Source organism: Bariatricus sp. HCP28S3_D3 (assembly GCF_052065755.1).
Lineage (GTDB): Bacteria > Bacillota > Clostridia > Lachnospirales > Lachnospiraceae > Allocoprococcus.
The window spans coordinates 179,299-198,845 of the sequence record NZ_JBQHTK010000001.1 but is presented as its reverse complement, the minus strand read 5'-3'; the positions used below and the strand labels follow the sequence as shown (position 1 = coordinate 198,845).

Annotated in this window: 18 protein-coding genes and 1 riboswitch; of the genes, 16 read left to right on the top strand and 2 right to left on the bottom strand. The window is 43.2% G+C overall.

Features of this window, described 5'->3' with window-relative positions; translation table 11 throughout:
- Nucleotides 1-14: 14 nt before the first annotated feature.
- The 13 genes from mobA to fliB all read left to right on the top strand — a co-directional run bounded on the left by mobA (nt 15) and on the right by fliB (nt 14,538).
- Nucleotides 15-614: a molybdenum cofactor guanylyltransferase gene (mobA, locus tag ACTNB3_RS00910; protein WP_441024139.1), complete on the top strand. Its 600-nt coding sequence runs from the start codon at nt 15-17 to the stop codon at nt 612-614.
- A 111-nt stretch (nt 615-725) separates the two neighbouring features.
- A riboswitch (molybdenum cofactor riboswitch) is annotated at nt 726-862 on the top strand.
- A gap of 188 nt (nt 863-1,050) precedes the next feature.
- The gene (locus ACTNB3_RS00905) at nt 1,051-2,256 is read left to right on the top strand and encodes a molybdopterin molybdotransferase MoeA (RefSeq protein WP_427818886.1); all 1,206 of its coding nucleotides are present in this window, start codon (nt 1,051-1,053) and stop codon (nt 2,254-2,256) included.
- Nucleotides 2,238-2,756 (top strand): molybdopterin-guanine dinucleotide biosynthesis protein B, encoded by a 519-nt coding sequence (gene mobB, locus ACTNB3_RS00900; protein ID WP_441024137.1) that lies wholly within the window; start codon nt 2,238-2,240, stop codon nt 2,754-2,756. The genes ACTNB3_RS00905 and mobB overlap by 19 nt, the downstream gene beginning before the upstream one ends.
- Before the next feature lie 93 nt (nt 2,757-2,849).
- Nucleotides 2,850-3,875 (top strand): molybdopterin-binding protein, encoded by a 1,026-nt coding sequence (locus ACTNB3_RS00895; protein WP_427818888.1) that lies wholly within the window; start codon nt 2,850-2,852, stop codon nt 3,873-3,875.
- Between the two features lie 3 nt (nt 3,876-3,878).
- Nucleotides 3,879-4,907, top strand: a complete 1,029-nt coding sequence (locus ACTNB3_RS00890) for an XdhC family protein (protein WP_427818889.1) — start codon at nt 3,879-3,881, stop codon at nt 4,905-4,907.
- 46 nt (nt 4,908-4,953) lie between these two features.
- On the top strand, nt 4,954-5,919 hold the full coding sequence (gene moaA, locus ACTNB3_RS00885) for a GTP 3',8-cyclase MoaA (RefSeq protein ID WP_427818890.1): 966 nt from the start codon (nt 4,954-4,956) through the stop codon (nt 5,917-5,919).
- 6 nt (nt 5,920-5,925) lie between these two features.
- A complete protein-coding gene (locus tag ACTNB3_RS00880) occupies nt 5,926-6,861 on the top strand; it encodes a molybdopterin-binding protein (protein WP_427818891.1) in 936 nt (311 codons plus the stop codon).
- Between the two features lie 185 nt (nt 6,862-7,046).
- A complete protein-coding gene (gene modA, locus ACTNB3_RS00875) occupies nt 7,047-7,955 on the top strand; it encodes a molybdate ABC transporter substrate-binding protein (RefSeq protein WP_427818892.1) in 909 nt (302 codons plus the stop codon).
- Between the two features lie 13 nt (nt 7,956-7,968).
- The gene (modB, locus tag ACTNB3_RS00870; protein ID WP_427818893.1) at nt 7,969-8,673 is read left to right on the top strand and encodes a molybdate ABC transporter permease subunit; all 705 of its coding nucleotides are present in this window, start codon (nt 7,969-7,971) and stop codon (nt 8,671-8,673) included.
- Between the two features lie 45 nt (nt 8,674-8,718).
- Nucleotides 8,719-9,759, top strand: a complete 1,041-nt coding sequence (locus tag ACTNB3_RS00865) for a sulfate/molybdate ABC transporter ATP-binding protein (protein WP_427818894.1) — start codon at nt 8,719-8,721, stop codon at nt 9,757-9,759.
- 260 nt (nt 9,760-10,019) lie between these two features.
- The gene (locus ACTNB3_RS00860) at nt 10,020-12,107 is read left to right on the top strand and encodes a molybdopterin-containing oxidoreductase family protein (protein WP_441024133.1); all 2,088 of its coding nucleotides are present in this window, start codon (nt 10,020-10,022) and stop codon (nt 12,105-12,107) included.
- A gap of 639 nt (nt 12,108-12,746) precedes the next feature.
- The gene (locus tag ACTNB3_RS00855) at nt 12,747-13,430 is read left to right on the top strand and encodes a Crp/Fnr family transcriptional regulator (protein ID WP_427818896.1); all 684 of its coding nucleotides are present in this window, start codon (nt 12,747-12,749) and stop codon (nt 13,428-13,430) included.
- Between the two features lies 1 nt (nt 13,431).
- Entirely contained in the window at nt 13,432-14,538 is a 1,107-nt protein-coding gene (gene fliB / locus ACTNB3_RS00850; protein WP_427818897.1) for a flagellin lysine-N-methylase, read from the top strand.
- 138 nt (nt 14,539-14,676) lie between these two features.
- On the opposite strand, the gene ACTNB3_RS00845 is transcribed toward fliB, so the two are convergent.
- Nucleotides 14,677-15,378 (bottom strand): helix-turn-helix transcriptional regulator, encoded by a 702-nt coding sequence (locus ACTNB3_RS00845; RefSeq protein ID WP_427818898.1) that lies wholly within the window; start codon nt 15,376-15,378, stop codon nt 14,677-14,679.
- Between the two features lie 190 nt (nt 15,379-15,568).
- Here ACTNB3_RS00845 and ACTNB3_RS00840 point away from each other — a divergent pair, with 190 nt between their 5' ends.
- The gene (locus tag ACTNB3_RS00840; RefSeq protein ID WP_427818899.1) at nt 15,569-15,955 is read left to right on the top strand and encodes a RidA family protein; all 387 of its coding nucleotides are present in this window, start codon (nt 15,569-15,571) and stop codon (nt 15,953-15,955) included.
- A 2-nt stretch (nt 15,956-15,957) separates the two neighbouring features.
- Complete coding sequence (locus ACTNB3_RS00835) at nt 15,958-17,130, top strand: M20 family metallopeptidase (protein WP_427818900.1); 1,173 nt, start codon at nt 15,958-15,960, stop codon at nt 17,128-17,130.
- A 44-nt stretch (nt 17,131-17,174) separates the two neighbouring features.
- Here the strand turns inward: ACTNB3_RS00835 and ACTNB3_RS00830 are convergent, their stop codons facing one another.
- The gene (locus tag ACTNB3_RS00830) at nt 17,175-18,050 is read right to left on the bottom strand and encodes an AraC family transcriptional regulator (RefSeq protein WP_427818901.1); all 876 of its coding nucleotides are present in this window, start codon (nt 18,048-18,050) and stop codon (nt 17,175-17,177) included.
- Between the two features lie 206 nt (nt 18,051-18,256).
- On the opposite strand from ACTNB3_RS00830, the gene ACTNB3_RS00825 reads away from it, so the two are divergent.
- Nucleotides 18,257-19,546 (top strand): ABC transporter substrate-binding protein, encoded by a 1,290-nt coding sequence (locus tag ACTNB3_RS00825; protein ID WP_441024129.1) that lies wholly within the window; start codon nt 18,257-18,259, stop codon nt 19,544-19,546.
- Nucleotide 19,547: the final 1 nt, after the last annotated feature.

Here is a 19,547-nt window from a genome sequence, read left to right as displayed (position 1 = left end):
TAAGGTGATAGAATATGGATGGATTACTGCTTGCAGGCGGAAAAAGCAGCCGCATGGGTGGGCGACATAAAGGAGATCTTCTCTATGGAAATGAGACATTTACCACCCGAATGATACATGAATTTTCAAAAGACGCAGATACAATCTGGATTTCCTACGGAGCAAAGGTCCATGGAACGTATGAGAATTGCCGGATTGTGAGGGATATTTATCCCGATTGCGGTCCAATTGGCGGAATACATGCCGGACTTACAGCGTGTGAGTCGGATGAAGTGATGGTTGCCGCGTGCGATATGCCATTTTTGAAAATCGAATTGTTCCGTTATCTGAAAACAAAGATGGACGAAGCGGGAAAACAGGAGCATATCATATATGACGGTGTCATGCCGGTACTGGAAAGAAGAATGCATCCGCTGGCAGCGATTTACCGGAAATGTGTTGCACAGGTGATGGAACGGCAGATTTTATCGGGAAATTATAAAATCAGAGATGCATTTGAAAAAATGCATATTTTATATGTAGATGTGACTGAGAATGAAAATTTTGCCAGGATGTTGCGGAATGTGAATACTATGGAAGAGTATAAAATGCTTTCTGTTATTGATGTTCAATGATATTATGAGCCAAGGGACAAAAGGTCATGCATTACAAAAGGAACGTCCCCGGTACTGATAAAAAAGCAAAATAATGATTAGGGGATGTTCCCCAATAATAAAATATGATATAATATAAGTGTTCTTTGAGCGAAAGCATCTAAGTCGAAGAGATATGATGCCAAGCCGGGATGAATCTCTCATCCCCGGGGTCCGAATAGAAATGTGAAGGCCTTCCTTATTTGAAAAAAAGAACATGAAGTGGTCGTATTGTGCATAAACGGCAGTAGGAGGACTTTCATGTCTTTCTGCTGCCTTTTTTTATCTTGAAAGAAGATAAAGCCTCCGGCGGATTGCAGAGGTGCGCAGATGTATTGTGTCATGCAAAGCATGACGCGCACCTCGCAGCAAGTACGCTGAGGCGTACTTGAATAATACTTTAAAAAAGGAGAGGAAAATGGAAAGGTTACTGTTAGAACAGGCTGCAGAAATTCTGCTCAGTCATACGGAGAAAATCACTGCATGTGAGGAAATATCTCTGTGGGATGCCGTAGGAGGGGTGCTTGCCGAAGATATTTATGCGACAAGAAATCAGCCTCCGTTTTCTAGGTCACCCCTGGATGGATATGCAGTAAGAAGCGAGGATATCCGGGGAGCTTTGAGGGAAAGGCCGGTCAGGCTGCGTGTGATCGATGAAGTGGATGCCGGTCATGTGACGGAGAAAAAAGTGGAGCCGGGGTTGGCCGTTAGAATCATGACCGGTGCGCCGATTCCGGAAGGAGCCGACTGCATCATCGGGCAGGAAGATACAGATTACGGAGAAGATACGGTAGAAATCTATGCAGAGATCAAAGCATACCAGAATTACTGCTTTGAAGGGGAAGACTACAAAAAGGGAGCGAAGCTTCTGACAAAGGGAATGGTAATTGGTTCGATAGAAGCGGGAGTCCTGGCAAGTCTTGGGATGGAGAAGATATCAGTCTACAGAGCGCCGCGCGCGGCGGTGCTGACAACCGGAGATGAGCTCATGCTCCCCGGCGAAGAGCTTCTTCCGGGGAAAATATATGATTCGAATCTATATACTTGTGTCACGCGCCTGAAGTCCTGGGGAGTACAGGTTACTTATCAGGGAAGGGCAGAAGATGATGCAAAGATTGTTGCAGGGCACATCCAGAGAGCTGCCGAAAATGCAGATATCCTGATCACGACAGGAGGTGTATCGGTAGGAAAGAAAGACATCATGCATGAAGTGCTTCAGATTCTGGACTGTCAAAAGCTCTTCTGGGGAGTACAGATTAAGCCCGGAATGCCGACCCTTTGTGCACTCTATCAGGGAAAGCCGCTCATTTGTCTTTCGGGAAACCCGTATGGTGCGGCTGTAAATCTGGAGCTTTTAATCCGCCCGGTACTTGCAAAAATGTCCGGAAGATACGACCTTGCCATTAAGAGAATCATGGCAGTATGTGACAGTGAATTTTTGAAAATGAGCCATGTCACACGTTATGTCAGAGCGAGATGCGCGGATGGCCATGTGAAAATCGCAGATGGTTCAAATGATTCCGGAATTCTAAGCAGTATGTGTGGTTGTAACTGCCTGATTGAGATTCCGGCGGGAACTCCTAAGATAGAAAAAGGAGAGACGGTATGTGTGGTGATGTTGTAAAAAAAGAACCATTTGTCGCAGTAATATGCGGTGTGAAAAATTCCGGAAAAACGACACTGATCACGCGGCTTGTGAGGCTTCTTTCGGAAAAAGGAATCCGAACGGCGGTTATTAAGCACGACGGACATGATTTTGAGTGTGATATACCCGGAACGGACAGCTACCGGATTCGCGAAGCCGGTGCGTATGGAACGGCGGTATTTTCAAAATATCGAAGTTTCGTATACAAAGAAGGCTGCAGGGAAACTCCTGAGGAAATGATTGCACAGTTTCCGAAAGCGGATCTTATTCTGATTGAGGGAATGAAGAACAGTACTTATCCGAAAATAGAAGTGATCCGCAGGGAGATATCAGGAGAGCCGGCTTCCAATCCTGAGGGAAGATTTCTGATTGTAAGCGATTGGGAGGACGGACATTTTAAAGAAGAAAAGATGACAGGACTGGATGAAATCGAGACAATATTAGGGATACTGCTGGAAAAAGCAGGATTAAATCGATAAAAAGTTGTCTGGGCAACATGATTTTATGTACGGTTTTGTTATACTGTTTTCGGGAAATGAGAACGTACAAAGTAGATTTAGGAGATAAAAAAGATGAAACTAGTAAAAACAGAGGATGCTGTAGGACAGGTTCTGTGCCATGATATTACACAGATCATTAAAGGAGTCACGAAGGATGCCGTATTTCGGAAAGGGCATGTAGTGAAGGAAGAAGATATTCCGGTTCTTCTGTCTGTAGGAAAAGAGCATTTGTATATTTGGGAAAAGGAAGAAGGAATGCTGCATGAAAATGAAGCGGCAGAGATCCTTCGAAAGATCTGTCAGGGAAGTAATATGCACCCCTCAGATGTAAAAGAAGGAAAAATCGAACTGATTGCAGATATTGACGGAGTGCTGAAAATTGATGTGGAGAAGCTGAACCGGATCAATTCGCTTGGTGAGATTATGATTGCAAGCCGTCATGGAAATTTCCCAATCAAAAAGGGAGACAAGATTGCAGGAACCAGAGTGATTCCGCTTGTGATTCATGAGGACAAGATGAAGGCGGCGGAAGAGATCGGCGGTGACGAACCGATTTTTCAGGTCAGACCTTACGAGAAGAAAAAAGTCGGTATCGTGACCACGGGAAGCGAAGTCTTTAAAGGAAGAATTCAGGATACATTTACCCCGGTGATCCGGGAGAAAATCGCAGAATATGGAATTGAAGAAGCGGAACATATTCTGTGTGACGATGATCATGTGAAAATCACAGAAGCGATCATGGAAATGATTGCAAGAGGATGTAACATGGTGATCTGCACGGGCGGGATGAGTGTGGATCCGGATGACCGGACACCGCTTGCCATCAAGAATACGGGAGCCGAGATCGTGACATATGGAGCACCGGTGCTTCCGGGAGCCATGTTCATGTTGGCATATTATGATAGTGTAATTCCGGTAATGGGCCTTCCGGGCTGCGTGATGTATGCGAAACGGACCATTTTCGATCTGGTTCTTCCTAGAATTATGACCGGTGAAAAATTAAAAGTCAAAGATCTAAATCTACTTGGACAAGGAGGACTTTGCCTCTCATGTCCTGTATGTACGTTCCCAAATTGTGGATTTGGAAAGGCAATGTAGAAAATGAGAGCATTATTTGAGGCAATACAAGAGACAGATGTGAACAGGCTTCGAAGCGTTCTGACCGTTCTGGACGGAGAAAATATCGGAGAAAAGGCTTTATTAGTAGATGGAAATATCGTTTGGGAGAGCAGAGAAAATGGATTTTTCCGGGAATATAAGAAGGAAATCCAAGAACGGAATGAAACAGAAACTTTTCTTCTTGGAAGCCGTGAGATATTTTGTGATGTTCTGGGGCAGGAGAAGCAAATTGTCATCTGCGGAGGCGGTCATGTATCGATTCCTGTCATTACACTAGGTGTCATGATGGGATGTGAAGTGACGGTTTTGGAAGACAGACCGACTTTTGCTGACAATGCAAGACGCGCAGGGGCAACGAACGTGATATGTGAACCATTTGAACAAGGACTGGATAAAGTGGAAGGAAATTCAGACACTTATTTTGTAATCGTAACCCGCGGTCACAGATACGATCAGATTTGCCTTGAAAAGATTGCTCAGAAAGAACATGCCTATATTGGGATGATAGGAAGCAGACGCCGAACCACGATGGTGAAGCAGACGCTTGTAGAAAAAGGAATTGATAAAGAAGTATTAGACAAAGTATATACACCGATCGGCCTTGACATCGGAGCACAGACACCGGTGGAAATTGCAGTTGCGATCATGGCAGAGATTATCGAAGTGAAGAATAAAAAGAAACGAACCTGCGGATATACGAAAGAAATTGTGAAGGCGGTTCTGGATCGGGAGGATTATCCAGAAAAGAAAGTCATGGCAACGATTGTAAAGAGAAAAGGTTCTGCACCACAGGGAGTCGGAATCAAAATGTTGGTTCTTAGAGATGGGAAATGTATCGGTACGATAGGCGGAGGATGTATGGAGGCGAATGTCACACAGAAGGCACTTCTGATGGCGGCAGGAAAAGGCCCCGAAATCGCTCTTTGTAAGGTGGATATGACAGGCGCGGACGCAGAGGAAGAAGGGATGGTCTGCGGAGGCGTCGTGAGCGTACTTCTTGAATTGATATAGTTTTTGGCTGATAACCGAACGAATCAGAAAAAAGGAGGAAACTCAAGTGAAGGACGGTTTTGGAAGAGAAATCGATTATATGAGAATTTCCATCACAGACAGATGTAATCTGCGTTGCCGGTACTGCATGCCGGAAGGAATTTCCTGGGTCCCGATGGAAGAAATACTGACGTTTGAAGAAATAGAAGTCGTAGTCAAAGAAGCGGCAACACTGGGAATTAAAAAAATAAAAGTGACAGGCGGGGAACCGCTGGCAAGAATTGGATGTCCTACGCTTGTGGGAATGCTAAAGAAAGTTCCGGGGATTGAAAAGGTTACACTTACGACAAACGGAGTTTTCCTTTCAAAATACGCAGAACAACTGAAGGAAAAAGGATTGGATGCTGTAAATATCAGTCTTGATACTCTGGACGAAAAAAGATTTGAAGAGATTACCGGAAGGGATGAACTTAAGGCAGTGCTGGATGGAATTGAGACAGCACTGGAACTTCAGATTCCGGTGAAAATCAATTCGGTTCTTCAGAAAGGGCAGAACGAAAAGGAATGGCAGGCTTTAGCCGAACTTGCACATCATAAAAAGCTGGATGTCCGGTTTATCGAGATGATGCCAATCGGATATGGAAAAAAATTTGAGCCTGTTTATAATGAAGAGCTGCTGAAAAAAATGGAAGAAAAATACGGGGAATTAAAGCCCGATACCCGTGTACATGGAAACGGACCGGCAATCTATTATTCTGTTCCGGGATTTGAAGGAAGTATCGGATTTATCAGTGCAATTCATGGCAAATTCTGCAAGAGCTGCAATCGGATCCGCATGACATCAACGGGTGATATAAAAGCATGCCTGTGTTTTGATGAGAGCTTATCCATTAAAGAAGCACTCAGAGCAGGAGACATGGAAGAAGTAAATCATTTGCTGGTACTTGCGATTTCAAATAAACCGGTATCGCATCAGTTTGAACAGAAGGAAATGATTACGGAGCAGCGCGAAATGGCTTCGATAGGAGGATAATAAAATATGGGAGAGATAAAAGCAATCTGTATCAGCGAAAAGCGAGGAACGCAGAAGAAAGAAATACCGGAGGCGCAGATTTTGGAGGATTGGGGCATTGAAGGAGACGCCCACGGCGGTAAATGGCATCGCCAGATCAGCCTTCTTGCAGTGGAAAAGATTGAAGATTTCCGCGCAAGAGGAGCAGAAATAGATTATGGCGCATTTGGCGAAAATCTCATCGTAGAAGGGTATGATCTGCGGGCGCTTCCGGTGGGGACCAGATTTAAGATTGGCGAAGTCCTTCTGGAACTGACCCAGATTGGAAAAGAGTGTCACAGTCATTGCGAGATTTATAAAAAAATGGGTGACTGCATCATGCCGAGAGAAGGTGTATTTACAAAGGTGCTTCACGGAGGATATATTCAAAAAGGTGATAAGATCGAAATGATTCCGCCGGAGCAGGAAAGGCCATTTACAGTGGCTGTGATTACCTTAAGTGATAAAGGCTTTGCCGGAGAAAGGGAAGATAAAAGCGGGCCGCTCATCTGCAAAATGTTAAAAGAAGCCGGATACGATGTGGTGGAGACGATTCTCCTTCCGGATGAAAGAGTGGGACTTGAGCGTCAGATGAAGCGCCTTGCCGATCAGAGGCAGGTGAGCCTGATTCTTACGACAGGCGGAACCGGATTTTCTCCGAGGGACATCACGCCGGAGGCAACGATTGCGGTATGTGACCGGATGGCACGAGGAATTGCCGAAGCAATCCGCGGATATTCCATGACGATCACCAGACGGGCTATGCTTAGTAGAGCAGAATCGGGAATACGAAAGGGCACACTGATTGTGAATCTGCCGGGAAGCCCGAAAGCAGTCAAAGAATCTCTTGAATTCATTTTACCGGAGCTCTCTCACGGACTTGGAATCCTGAGAGGAAGCGAAGGTGAGTGCGCAAGACAATAAAATATAAGTAACTGTTCAGAGCCAACCTCGAAAACACTTCGTGTTTCCTCAGTGTGGCGTATCCGCCAAATAGATTTGTACAAAAAAGTGCTCACGAATGCAAGCATTCATCACCCTTTTTTGACAAATCTGCTTGGCTCTGAACAGTTACAAATATAAAAGGAAAAAGAAGGAAGAACAAAATTATGAAAATGAGAGAAATTGGAAAGAGACTGGCAGCTGCAGCAATGATTCTTGCTATGTTAGCGGGACTTGCAGCATGCGGAGCTAAAACAGAGTCAGAGCCTGAAACTGCGAACACAGAGGAGCAGGAGACAGATCAGGAAGAGGAAACAAAAGAGCCGGTAGAAATTCAGGTGTTTATCGCAGCCAGCTTAAATACCGTTATGACAGATCTGGCAGCGCAGTATAATGAAGAGCATCCGGAAGTGAAGATTACATTTAATGCAGACAGTTCAGGAACCCTGCTTACACAGATTGAAGAAGGATATGAATGTGATATTTTCTTCTCCGCAGCACAGAAACAGATGGATCAGCTCGAAGCCGATGGCTTTGTAGTAGATGGAACCAGAAAAAATGTTGTAAATAACCAGGTAGTTGTCGTTACATTAAAGGACAGTGGTACAGAAGTTACAGGTCTTGAGACTTTGAATAAAGCAAAGAGCATTGCACTTGCAGGCGGAAGCGTTCCGGTAGGAAAATATACTCGTCAGGCACTTGTAAATCTTGGAATTCTGAATAAGGTTGATGATGTATCCGCTATTACCACTGAAGAAATTATCCAGGCACTCGGCGGAGTGGAAATCAGTGAACAGGCTAATGTAAGTAAAGTTCTCATCGCTGTTGCAGAAGGTGCATGTGAAGTTGGAACAACCTACTACTCAGATACTTATGGATATGAAGATAAATTAGACATTCTTGAAAAAGTAAGCTATGATCTGACAGGAAATGTAATCTATCCAGTCTGCCAGGTTGAAAATAAAGAAGCAGATGATGCCGAGAAGCAGGCGGCAGCTGATTTCCTCGCATTTATCACATCGGATGAGGCAAAACAGGTATTTGACAGCTACTATTTTGACACAAATGTAGAGTAAAAGGAGCAGATGCATGGGAGAAATAGGAAAAATACTTACATCTCTGGATTTCAGCCCATTATTCATTTCGCTGAAGACCGGAGTGGCGGCGACAATCCTTTCCTTTTTTCTTGGAATCTATGCAGCGCGAAAATGTATGTATACAAAAGCGGGAGTGAAAGCGGTTCTGGACGGGATCCTTACACTCCCTCTCGTGCTTCCGCCAACCGTTGCAGGATTCATTTTATTATTGATTTTCAGTACCAGAAGACCGGTGGGAGAATATCTCTATACGACATTTGACATTAAAATTGTACAGTCCTGGACAGGATGTGTGATCGCAGCAACCGTGATTGCATTTCCGCTCATGTACCGGAATGCCAGAGCAGCATTTGAACAGGTAGACGTAAACTTAATCTATGCAGCGCGGACGCTTGGAATGTCGGAACGGAAGATTTTCTGGAAAGTTGTCGTACCGGCGGCAGGTCCCGGAGTGGCAGCAGGAACGGTACTTACCTTTGCAAGAGCTATGGGGGAGTACGGTGCAACCTCCATGCTTGCGGGAAATATCCCCGGAAAGACCGGAACCATTTCCCAGAAAATCGCTATGGTTATTCAGGATGGGGACTTCCTGACAGCAGGTGTATGGGTCGTAATTGTGATGGTGATCGCATTTGCAATCGTCGTACTCATGAATCTGGTATCCGGCAAGAAGATGAAGAACATCAGGCACTGGTAAGAAAAGGCAGTAATAAGAAACTGATAACAAATCAGGAGGAAAAGGATGGCTATCGATATTAAAATCAAAAAAGAATTCGGAAGATTCTGCCTGGATGTGAGTATGCAAAGCAAGGGCAAACGGATCGGAATCCTTGGTGCATCCGGCTGCGGAAAAAGCCTGACCTTAAAAAGCATTGCCGGAATCGAGCGCCCGGACGAAGGATATGTAAACATAAACGGTCGGATTCTACTTGACATCAATCAAAAAATTGACTTAAAACCACAACAAAGAAGAGTAGGATATCTCTTTCAGAATTATGCACTGTTCCCGACTATGACGGTGGAAGAAAATATAGCAGCAGGTCTTACCGGTAAAAAAGCAGAAAAAATGGAAAAAGTGCACCGGATGATGGAACGTTTCCAGATACAGGGACTGGAAAAACACCTTCCCGGACAGCTTTCCGGAGGACAGCAGCAAAGAGTTGCACTTGCAAGAATCATGGTATACGAACCGGATGTCATCCTTCTGGATGAACCATTCTCGGCTCTCGATGCCCACCTTCGGGACCGGATGCTCAGAGAACTACTGGAACTACTGGAAGATTACGATGGAACAGCAATACTCGTATCCCATAGCCGTGATGAAATCTACAGCTTCAGCGAAGAAATTCTGATCATGGAAAACGGAAAAGGAATCTGCATGGATAAGACAAAAGAACTCTTCGATAACCCACAGTGGGAAGCCGCAGCAAGACTCACCGGATGCAAGAATATCGTTAAGATATCTGAAGCAAGTGACGGTAAATACGATATCCTTGAATGGGGAATCACACTAAAAGGAGATATTCCTGCTCAGGCAAAATCTATTGGAATCAGAGCCCACGATTTTATTCCAATCTGGAATGGCACTATGGAAAATGTAATTCCAGTCGAACAATGGAACATGGTAGAGTGCCCATTTGAACGAAAATATTTCATAAAATCCAAAGCAGGAAATGAGGACATCTGCTGGTTCGTCCAGCGGAATCTGTATGATAAAATCGATGAAAAAGGAATGCCGAAAGCGCTTGTAGTACCGCATGAGAAAGTACTGGTACTTAAATAGGGGACGCTGCATCCGTCACGAGCAGAGCCCATTGGTGGGTTTGTTTACATTTTAATTAATCTTTTTTCCCAATAAGAACATAGAATATTTACGACGAAATATCAAATGATACTCTGCTCAAAATCATATTTCTATGATATGATGATACTTTAGGATTTCGGGAGCGTGAAACGCGAAGAAATCCGTAAGCATCATGGGGTCAAAGGCTTTTGATCCCAACATCATATGATGTAACAAAAGGGGAAAAGGAGGTAATACATATGATAGTAAATCGTATTTGCGGAATGTGTCAGGGAGGGTGTCAGGTAAATGTCACCATTGAATATGGCAAGATTGTTCGTGTAGAACCAGATAAAGCATCACCTAAGGGACGTCTTTGCGTCCGGGGAGCACTTACCCCGGAACTCTTGTACAGCCCGGATCGTCTTACATATCCACTTATCCGGAATGGGGAAAAAGGAGAAGGAAAATTCCGTCGTGCCACATGGGAAGAAGCAATTGAATATGCGGCTCAATTAATCCGCGAAACAGCTGAAAAATATGGAAAAAAATCGCTGGCGTCTTATCTTGGCCGAGGGGTTCTTGGAATGCCGATCGGTCGTATTCTAAATAATGGAACAAAGCCATGTCTTATGAAACGTCTTGGTTCACCAAATGATTTCAACGTGGCTTCTATCTGCAACATGGCTTCCAGCATGGTCACACCAATGACAACCGTGGGAATCGGTACTCGTATGATGGTACAGGATATTCCAAATAGTGATTACATCTTCGCGTGGGGGAAGAATTCCACTACAGATGACGGTCCACAGATGGCACTAAAGGCAATCAAAGCGGCAAAAGAACGAGGTGCAAAACTGATTGTTATAGATCCGCGTGAAACAGGAATCGGAGAACTTGCGGATCTCTGGGTTCCGGTTGTCCCAGGTGCTGACGGTGCGCTGGCTCTGGCAATGTTAAAACTCATCATTAATTCGGGACGTTATGATAAAGAATTTGTACGCGATTACACGCGCGGTTTTGAAGAATTCAAACAATATCTGGACACTTTGACAATCGAACAGCTTTCTACATGGTGTGGTGTCTCTCTTGATATGATTAACGAATTGACCGATATCTTCTGCTCAACAGAAAAAATATCACTGGTTTCTTATACTGGTCTGGAATATCAGCTCAGCGGAATCCAGAATAACCGTGCTATTTTTACATTATGGGCGATCACGGGCAAGCTGGACGTAGAAGGAGGTATTTATTTTAACTGTAAAGGACTTCCTACTTTTAAACCAAAAGAACTTCCGGAAGAAGAACTGGTCGGCACCCGCGAATTCCCAATGTTCTACAAATTTATGGGAAGTGGACAGTTTGCACGTTTTCCGAAAGCAGTGCTGGAAGATGATCCTTATCCGATTAGAGCGTTGATTCTTGCCGGTGGTTCCCCTGCGCTTACGTTCCCGGACAGCAAGAAATGGAGGGAAGTATATAAGAAACTGGATTGTCTGATCGTATTAGACCGATATCCAACCGAAGATTCCCGCTATGCTGACGTAATCTTCCCGGCATGTACGTTGTTTGAAACCTATAAACCATATGTAGATGAAAATGGAACGATTCAGTTAATGGAACCGGCCATATCTCCGGTAGGAGAAAGCTGTAATGACTGTATCATTCTCGGACGGCTTGCAAAAGCACTTGGTGTGGGTGATGATTATCCATCCAATGTCGAAGAATTGAAGAAGTGGCTTTGCGAAGAAATGCCGCCGTATGCCGGTGATTTTGGATCTGGAAAAAAACAGCCTCCTCGTATTTATAAAAAATATGTAACAGGCGGACTTCGTGCAGACGGACAGCCAGGTTTCCCGACTCCATCAGGAAAATTTGAAATCTGTTCCACTCTTTTAGAAGAAAACGGATTTACACCATATCCGGAATACACCGATATACGTTCTATTTCGGAAATGAATGATCCGGCATTTCCATTCATAATGACAACAGGTGCGAGAAGTATTCATAGAATGGGCGTATTTGGCGCAAACCTTCCGGGTGTTGCTAAAGTAGAACCTTATCCATATATGGATCTTTCACCAGAAGATGCAAAAGAACTGGGAATTGATGATGGAGACTGGGCACAAGTGACAACTCCATTTGGTACAGGAACATTCAAAACCAGACTGGCGGGCATGACGCGTCATTGTATTCACATTCCCCATGGCGGCGGAAGTGCATATATGCCAGAAGCATGGAAAATAGGAAATGTAAATGAACTGACAAGCCTGGATTACAATGATCCAATTACAGGATTCCCGACTATGAAATCGGTTCCATGCCGCATCGAAAAAATAGTGAGATAGGGGACGCTGCATTTGTCACGACCAGCGCCCATTGGCATATTTTGCCATAAATGGTATTGTATATTAAAAAAACTTGGGGTTCCCGCTTTGATGAATTTAGAAATTATTAAAGTGGAAATCCCAAGTTTATGTTTTATTCAGATTTCATAAGTTCAGCAATAATCTTACTGATCAATGTTAAAAAATAATCCGGGGTATTTTCTGCCAGATTATCAAAGTATTCTTTGGGTATCCCTTTCAATAAGTTTTGCTCCGTTATCTTTTACAATACGATTTTTCACTGCACTTTCATTCTGGTTATTTGTCATAGGTTCTCCTTTCTGCAGAAACCATAATCGGAACGAATGCAGCTTGCTGTGAAAATTCTGCAATAGAAGAATTCAGAAATTTCTATAATGTATTATAACAATCGTGGAAAAAAACAGCAATGTAACTTCGCAAAGGATTATAGAGTCTGCAATTAGTAAATAGTTTAATAAAGTTGAATGATTTGCCGAACGGCGTTGAAAATATAGAGCTGCAATCGATATTTTCAGGCAAAACGAGTATAGCATACTACAGATTGTTAAACAAATGAAAAAAGTGTGAATTTCGTTCTATAGTCTATGCTATAATACAAACGATAGGGGAGAGAATATTATGGACAAAAAAGACATAGAAATTCAAAAAGAAATTTTCCAAAGCATTCTATTTCGGAATCTGGAAAGAGAGCGTGCCGAGAAAACGATTCGCAGTCTGAATGGAAAGCTGTGCCAATATACGAAAAATGAAATGATCATCCAAGAAGAACAGGAGCTTCATGAAATCGGAATCCTGATATCAGGTGAACTGTGCAAGGTCCAATACTATCCTGATGGAACAGAGCAGATGGTCCAGAAACTGCTCCCTTCTTATGTAGTAGGACTGGAAATTGCAATCAGTCAGAAAAAAACAAGTCCGTATTCAGTCTATGCTGTGGAAGAGGCATCTATTTTCTGGTTCCCTGTAAAATATCTGGAGCAGGAAGGATATCTCCCGGAAAGCGATCGGATTTTCCTATACCAGCAGACGGTACAGTTTCTGGCAAATGAAGACATCCGAAAGTACAGAAAGATCGAAATCCTATCCGCAAAAAGTGCAAGAGGAAGGATTGAAAAATATTTGAAGATCCAGATGATCCGATATAAAAGCAATGAATTTGATATCGATTTTAACAGAGAACAGATGGCAAGCTACTTAGGGCTTAATAGGAGCGTGCTGTCACACGAACTGAAAATGATGGAAAAAGAAGGGATTCTCACGGTGAGAAAGAATCATTTTGTGATACATGAAAAGGAGAAGTAGAATGCGTTATGTAATACCTGATTATTATAAAGAATTTTATTGCACAGCAGATCAGTGTGAGGATACCTGCTGTGCCGGTTGGCAGATTGTGATCGACAGGAAATCGTTAAGAAAATACGGTCAGGTGAAGGGGAGGTTCCGCAAAAGAATGTTCGCTTCCGTGGATTTTATGCAGGAAACTTTTCGGCAGGATAAAGAAAAAAGATGTGCGTTTCTAAATGAAAATAATCTCTGTGATCTGTATTCAAATCTCGGAAAAGAGAGCCTTTGCAAAACTTGCAGACTTTATCCGCGACATGTGGAAGAGTTTGAAAACATTCGGGAAATTACACTTTCCGTATCCTGTCCGGAAGTGGCAAAAATGCTGATGAACCGAAAAGAACCGGTTCGATTTCTTACTTATGAAAAAGAAGGGGAAGAAGAATACGAGGATTTTGATCCGTTTTTGTATTCTATTCTGGCAGATGCAAGGGAGAAAATGCTGGAAATTCTTCAGAACAGAAGCATTTCTCTAGCTGTAAGAATCGGTCTCATTATGGGAATGGCGCATGATCTGCAGGTTCGGATCAATCATGAGGAAATGTTTTCTTGTGAAGAAGTGATCAAACGGTACCAGACGGAAAAAACGCGCAAATTCGTGGAAGAGAAATATGAATATTTTATGGCATATGAGAATCGGTTGGAGCAGTATTACTATGCCCATAAGATATTTCGGAAGCTGTACGAATTGGAACTTTTGCGGGAGGATTGGGATACGGTTCTTATGGAAACCGAGGAAATCTTATATGCAGACGGTGCAGAAAAATACAGAGAACTGACAGAGCAGTTTGCAAAATGGCAGAAAAATGAGATGCCGGATATGGACATTCAACTGGAACAGCTTATGGTCTATTTCCTTTTTACTTATTTCTGTGGTGCCGTCTATGATGAAAAGATTTATGCAAAAGCGCGGATGGCGATGGAGAGTGTGTTCCTCATTAAGGAACTTTTTAAGGCACGCTGGGTGAGAAATGGATATATGCTGGATTTGGATGAACTGACAGAGCTGGTCTATCGGTATTCCAGAGAAGTGGAGCATTCGGATGAAAATTTGAAGAAGATTCTCTAGGTAAGGTATTGATTGTGATGCTGCGTAATATGTAACATAGGCAGTGTTAGGAGGTACCAGTTCGGCCATGAAGCTCGACCCGACTGCTGAAGCAACTAAGGCTCTTGCTCATGGCTGAACTGTTACTATTTAATTCTATTATTGCGCCGTAATCTCACTGAGATACCGGTAAACGGTTGCTGTTGAACAGGAGAACTTTTTCGCGACAAAGGAAATCGCTCCTTTGAGTTTGAAAAGGCCTTGTTCATTTAATTTGCTGACAATTTCTTTCCTTTCGAGCTGATTCAATCGGTCTACAGGCGTTGTAAGCGCAGCTGTACAATCTTCGAATATTTTCTGCATCAAAGAATTGATGTCCATCGGGAAGCTTTCCGTGATCTGAACGGATTCTTCCGGTGCCTCTGTCTGAGATACGGATAAGGTTTTCTGGAAAACAGGTGTATTTCCACGGAAGGAGGCCGGATGAATCACGGAAAGAAGCTTTTCGTGAAGGTCGTTATATCGGCTGTCATCAAAATTAATGCATAACATTCCAATCGGAATACCAGATTCATCTTTAATGAACATGGTAGAAGAGCGTAGAATATGTCCGTTTTCGGCAATGCCTTTATAATTAGCCAGATAATCTCTGGATTCATAGAGCCTGGAAGAGAGCATTTGAAGTGCGGCATTGGTAAGTGGACTGCCTACGGAGCGCCCGCTGATGTGTCCGTTAGCAATTGCAATGATCGATTTGCTTTCACTGGAAAGGTCCTGAAGAACTACTTCATAATCTGATCCAAGGGCCTGACCGAGAAATTCAACCAGTATCTTGTATGGTTCTAAAATACTTGATGTCATAAATAAAATTCCCTCGCTTTGATATAAAATATCTTAAAAGTATTATCGCATGCAAATCATTATTTTTCAATGCTGAAAAAAACTATTGTGAAAATAAGAAAAAGTTGACATTAAATAAATATAGTGATAAATTATTCTTATAATAATAAATTAGCCGAATGAAAGGCGCATAAACAGGAGGAATTAAGCAATGAAAACTATTTTAAACACAAACAAGGCACCGCTTGCAATCGGACCATATTCTCAGGGAATCAATACAGGAAACCTTCTTTTTCTTTCAGGCCAGCTTCCAATCTGCCCGGGAAAAGGAGATATTGCAGCAACGGATATCGAAGGGCAGACCAGACAGTCTCTGGAAAATGTAAAAGCAATTCTCGAGTCTGCAGGATGCACCATGGATGACGTTGTAAAGACAACGGTATATTTGAATGATATTGCCGATTTTGCGAAAATGAACGGCGTATATGCAGAATTTTTCAATGAAGGAAACTATCCTGCAAGATCCGCATTTCAGGTAGCTGCTCTTCCGAAGGCTGCACTTGTAGAAATCGAAGTAGTTGCTCTGAAAGCAGAATAAAAGTGATTACGGGCGAAGCTTTAAATCTCACCAGAAAACTGGTTCGGATCGAGAGTACGAACCCTGGTGTCGGTGAGAAGAATGTAGAAGAATTTATCAAAGAGTATTTATCAGTTCCGGGAATCAGGATTACGGAAAATGAAGTGTTTGATGGACGAAGGAATCTTATCGCAGAGATTACCTCATATCAATTCGATAAAGAAGCGCCTGCGCTGGTTCTGATCTGTCATATGGATACCGTAGTGGTCGGGAAAGAGTGGACCAGAGATCCATTTGGAGCAGATACAGAAGGGGAACGGATTTATGGACGCGGTTCCTGTGATATGAAATCGGGACTGGCCTGTGCTCTTTCGGTTTTTAAAGAAACAGCCAGAAGGTGCGAATCAGGTGAATGCAGGCTTAAACGGCCGCTCCGCCTGATCTGCACGGTAGATGAAGAAGGCGATATGAACGGTGTAGAATGCGTCGTCAGATGGAATCAGGTCAGAAAAGAGGACTGGGTGATGGATCTGGAGCCAACGGACGGACAGATTCAGATGTCACACAAAGGAAGATTCTGGTTGGAACTGAGTGCGCATGGTATCACGGCACATGCCAGTAAGCCGGAACAAGGAGCGGATGCGATTGCCGCGATGGCGGAATGCATCAGCGACATGAGAAATTCTTTTGCACAGCTTCCGGTTCATGAAGAACTGGGAAGGACAACAGTGACCTTCGGACAGATCCAGGGAGGATATCAGCCTTATGTAGTGCCGGATGAGTGTAAATTGTGGGTGGATTGCCGACTGACACCGCCTACGACAGATACCAAAGTTCTGGAAATTACAGATCGGGCGATTGCATATGCCCAAAATGCTGTGCCCGGAGTAAAATTTGAATACCGGATTACCGGAAATCGTCCATACATAGAGAAAAATGATGAATCCGGGTTTTTGAAGGAACTGAAGAAGGCAGTGCAGGAAGTTACGGGAGAAAAGCCGTCTGTAAGACCATTTCCCGGATATACAGATACTGCTGTCATAGCCGGAAAACTTGGGAATAGAAACTGTCTGTCCTATGGTCCCGGAAATCTGAAGTATGCACACAAACCTGATGAATTCGTAGAAATCGCGGATATTGAGCGATGCGAACAGGTTCTTAGACAATTGATTGTACAACTTAAAGAAGAGACGTAGCTTTTAGGTGCTGCGTCTCTTCTTTTTGGGACCATTGTATCATATTAGGTCTCTATGGTTCCACTTCCCGGAGGACCGATCCGGTTTTCATTCCGCCACTGTCTTGGCGAGATTCCGTAAATATTTTTAAATGCGCGTGAAAAATGCAGCTGATTCGGATACCCGACCACATTTCCGATATCATTGATATTAAGCTGCGTCAGCTTCAAAAGCTCGGTTGCCTTCTGCATCCGGTAACTCATCAGAAATTCCTGAGGCGATTTCCCGATCGTGTCACGGAAAATTTTACCGAAATAACTCCGGTTCAGACCGCAGAATCCTGCGATATCTTCTACAGAGATATCATTCTGGAAATTCTGTTCAATAAAAGAGAGTGCCTCTTTTACATAAAAATCCCGCAGGCGTCCATCCTGCTTCAGTCTCATCGTGGCAGTAGAACGGGTAAAATAGTCCAGAAACAAATACAGATGTCCAATCAGATGAAACGGAGATTTGTCTGAGTTCTGCGCAATATACAGCATTTCCGCCATCATATTCTGCCGCAGTTCTTTGGACTTGGCATGATAGATTGGAGCGTCACGGGTAAGCCCGGCAATTTCTACCATTTCATGAACTTTGAGCCCGTCAAATTCCAGCCAGGTATATTCCCAGGGGAGTTCTTTGTCAGCAACATAAGTGGAAATCTGGCCGGGAAACAACATGAAACCCTGTCCGCTTTTAATTGGATAAGTCTGAGTCACCCCTTTTGAATTGTCTGCCAAAAGAAGTCCTGTTCCGGAAATGACGTAGTGAAAGAGAAAATGATTTCTTGCGGCAGGACCAAAAGAATGGGATGGAGTACACTGTTCCCAGCCGTACTGATAGAGTCCGAGATCAACAAAATTTTCATTTGGAAAGACAGAAAAAAGTAAATCACTCATAGGATAATCCCCCTTAATTATATGATGCACGGATTTCTCCGCACTTTATACCAAAATGCTAGATGAATTTAATTATATCACATAAAGGCATTATTTTGGTATAAAAATTCAAAAACAAGGCTATTTATGACAGCATTTTGATAAGTTATAATAGCATTACAAACAACAGCGCGCGGATGTTATGAGAGAGAGGAGCAAAATGAGAGATGCGAAGAAAAGGAAAAGCATTAGTTAGCGTAGGTTTAAGTGTGACCATGGTTGCGGCGATGATGCTGACAGCCTGCGGAAACAAAGAGAACAGCGGAAAGATTGAAATCAATCTGGTGCAGTACAAGCCGGAAGCAGTCGATGCGTTTGAAGCGATTGAGCAAAGATTTAATGAAACGCATGATGATATTCATCTTACCATTGAGTCTCCAAGTGATGCAATGACAATTTTAAAGACAAGATTTATAAGAGAAGACAATCCGGATATTATCGGAATCGGAGGAGATGTGAATTTTTCTTCATTTGTCGATTCTGATATGCTGATGGATATTTCCGATTTTGACGGGCTTGACGATATCAAACAGGCATATAAGGATATTGACAAAGCACTTGAGTATGTGCCGGAGGAAGGAATTTACGCGGTGCCGTATGTGGCAAATGCTGCCGGAATCCTGTATAACAGAGAAATGTTTGAGGAACATGGATGGGAAATTCCTGAGACCTGGGATGAATTTATCGCACTTTGTAATGAAATCCAGTCTGAAGGTATCCTTCCGCTTTATTTCGGATTCAAAGACACCTGGACAACACTGGCACCGTGGAATGCGATGGCAGTAGGACTTGTAGATGCAGATGTGTGCAGACAGGTCAATAAAGGGGCAACTACATTTACCGAAGAATACCGGGAAGTAGCTGAAAAGATGCTTCAGCTTCTGCCATATGGACCGGACGATCCGTTTGCATATGATTACAATGGAGCATGTACTGCCTTTGCAAATGGAGAATCAGCGATGTACACCATCGGAAGCTATGCGGTTCCGCAGATCAAATCTGTAAACCCGGATATGGATATCGATTCTTTCGTATTCCCGGTAAATGACAATGAAGAAGACAATGTGCTGAATTCAGGTATCGACCTTCAGTTCTGTGTGATGGAAGACTGTGAAAATAAAGAAGCAGCTTATGAAGTTTTAAGATTCCTTCTGGAAGATGAAAGCATTCAGGAATATCTTGATAACCAGAATGCGGTACCTTGTAAAGAAGGTGATTTCGAACTTCCATCTATGCTGGATGGTATGAAATCCTATATTGCTGACGGAAGAATGGCTGATTACCAGGATCATTACTATCCTGCAGAAATGTCTGTGGATGCGCAGATCCAGACTTTCCTTATGAAGCAGGATGTGGATGCATTCCTTGCAAAATTTGACAAAGACTGGGTACGTTACAACAGAGATATTATCCGGAAAGTTGAAGCATATGAAGCGGAACATCCGGACGAAAACTAGA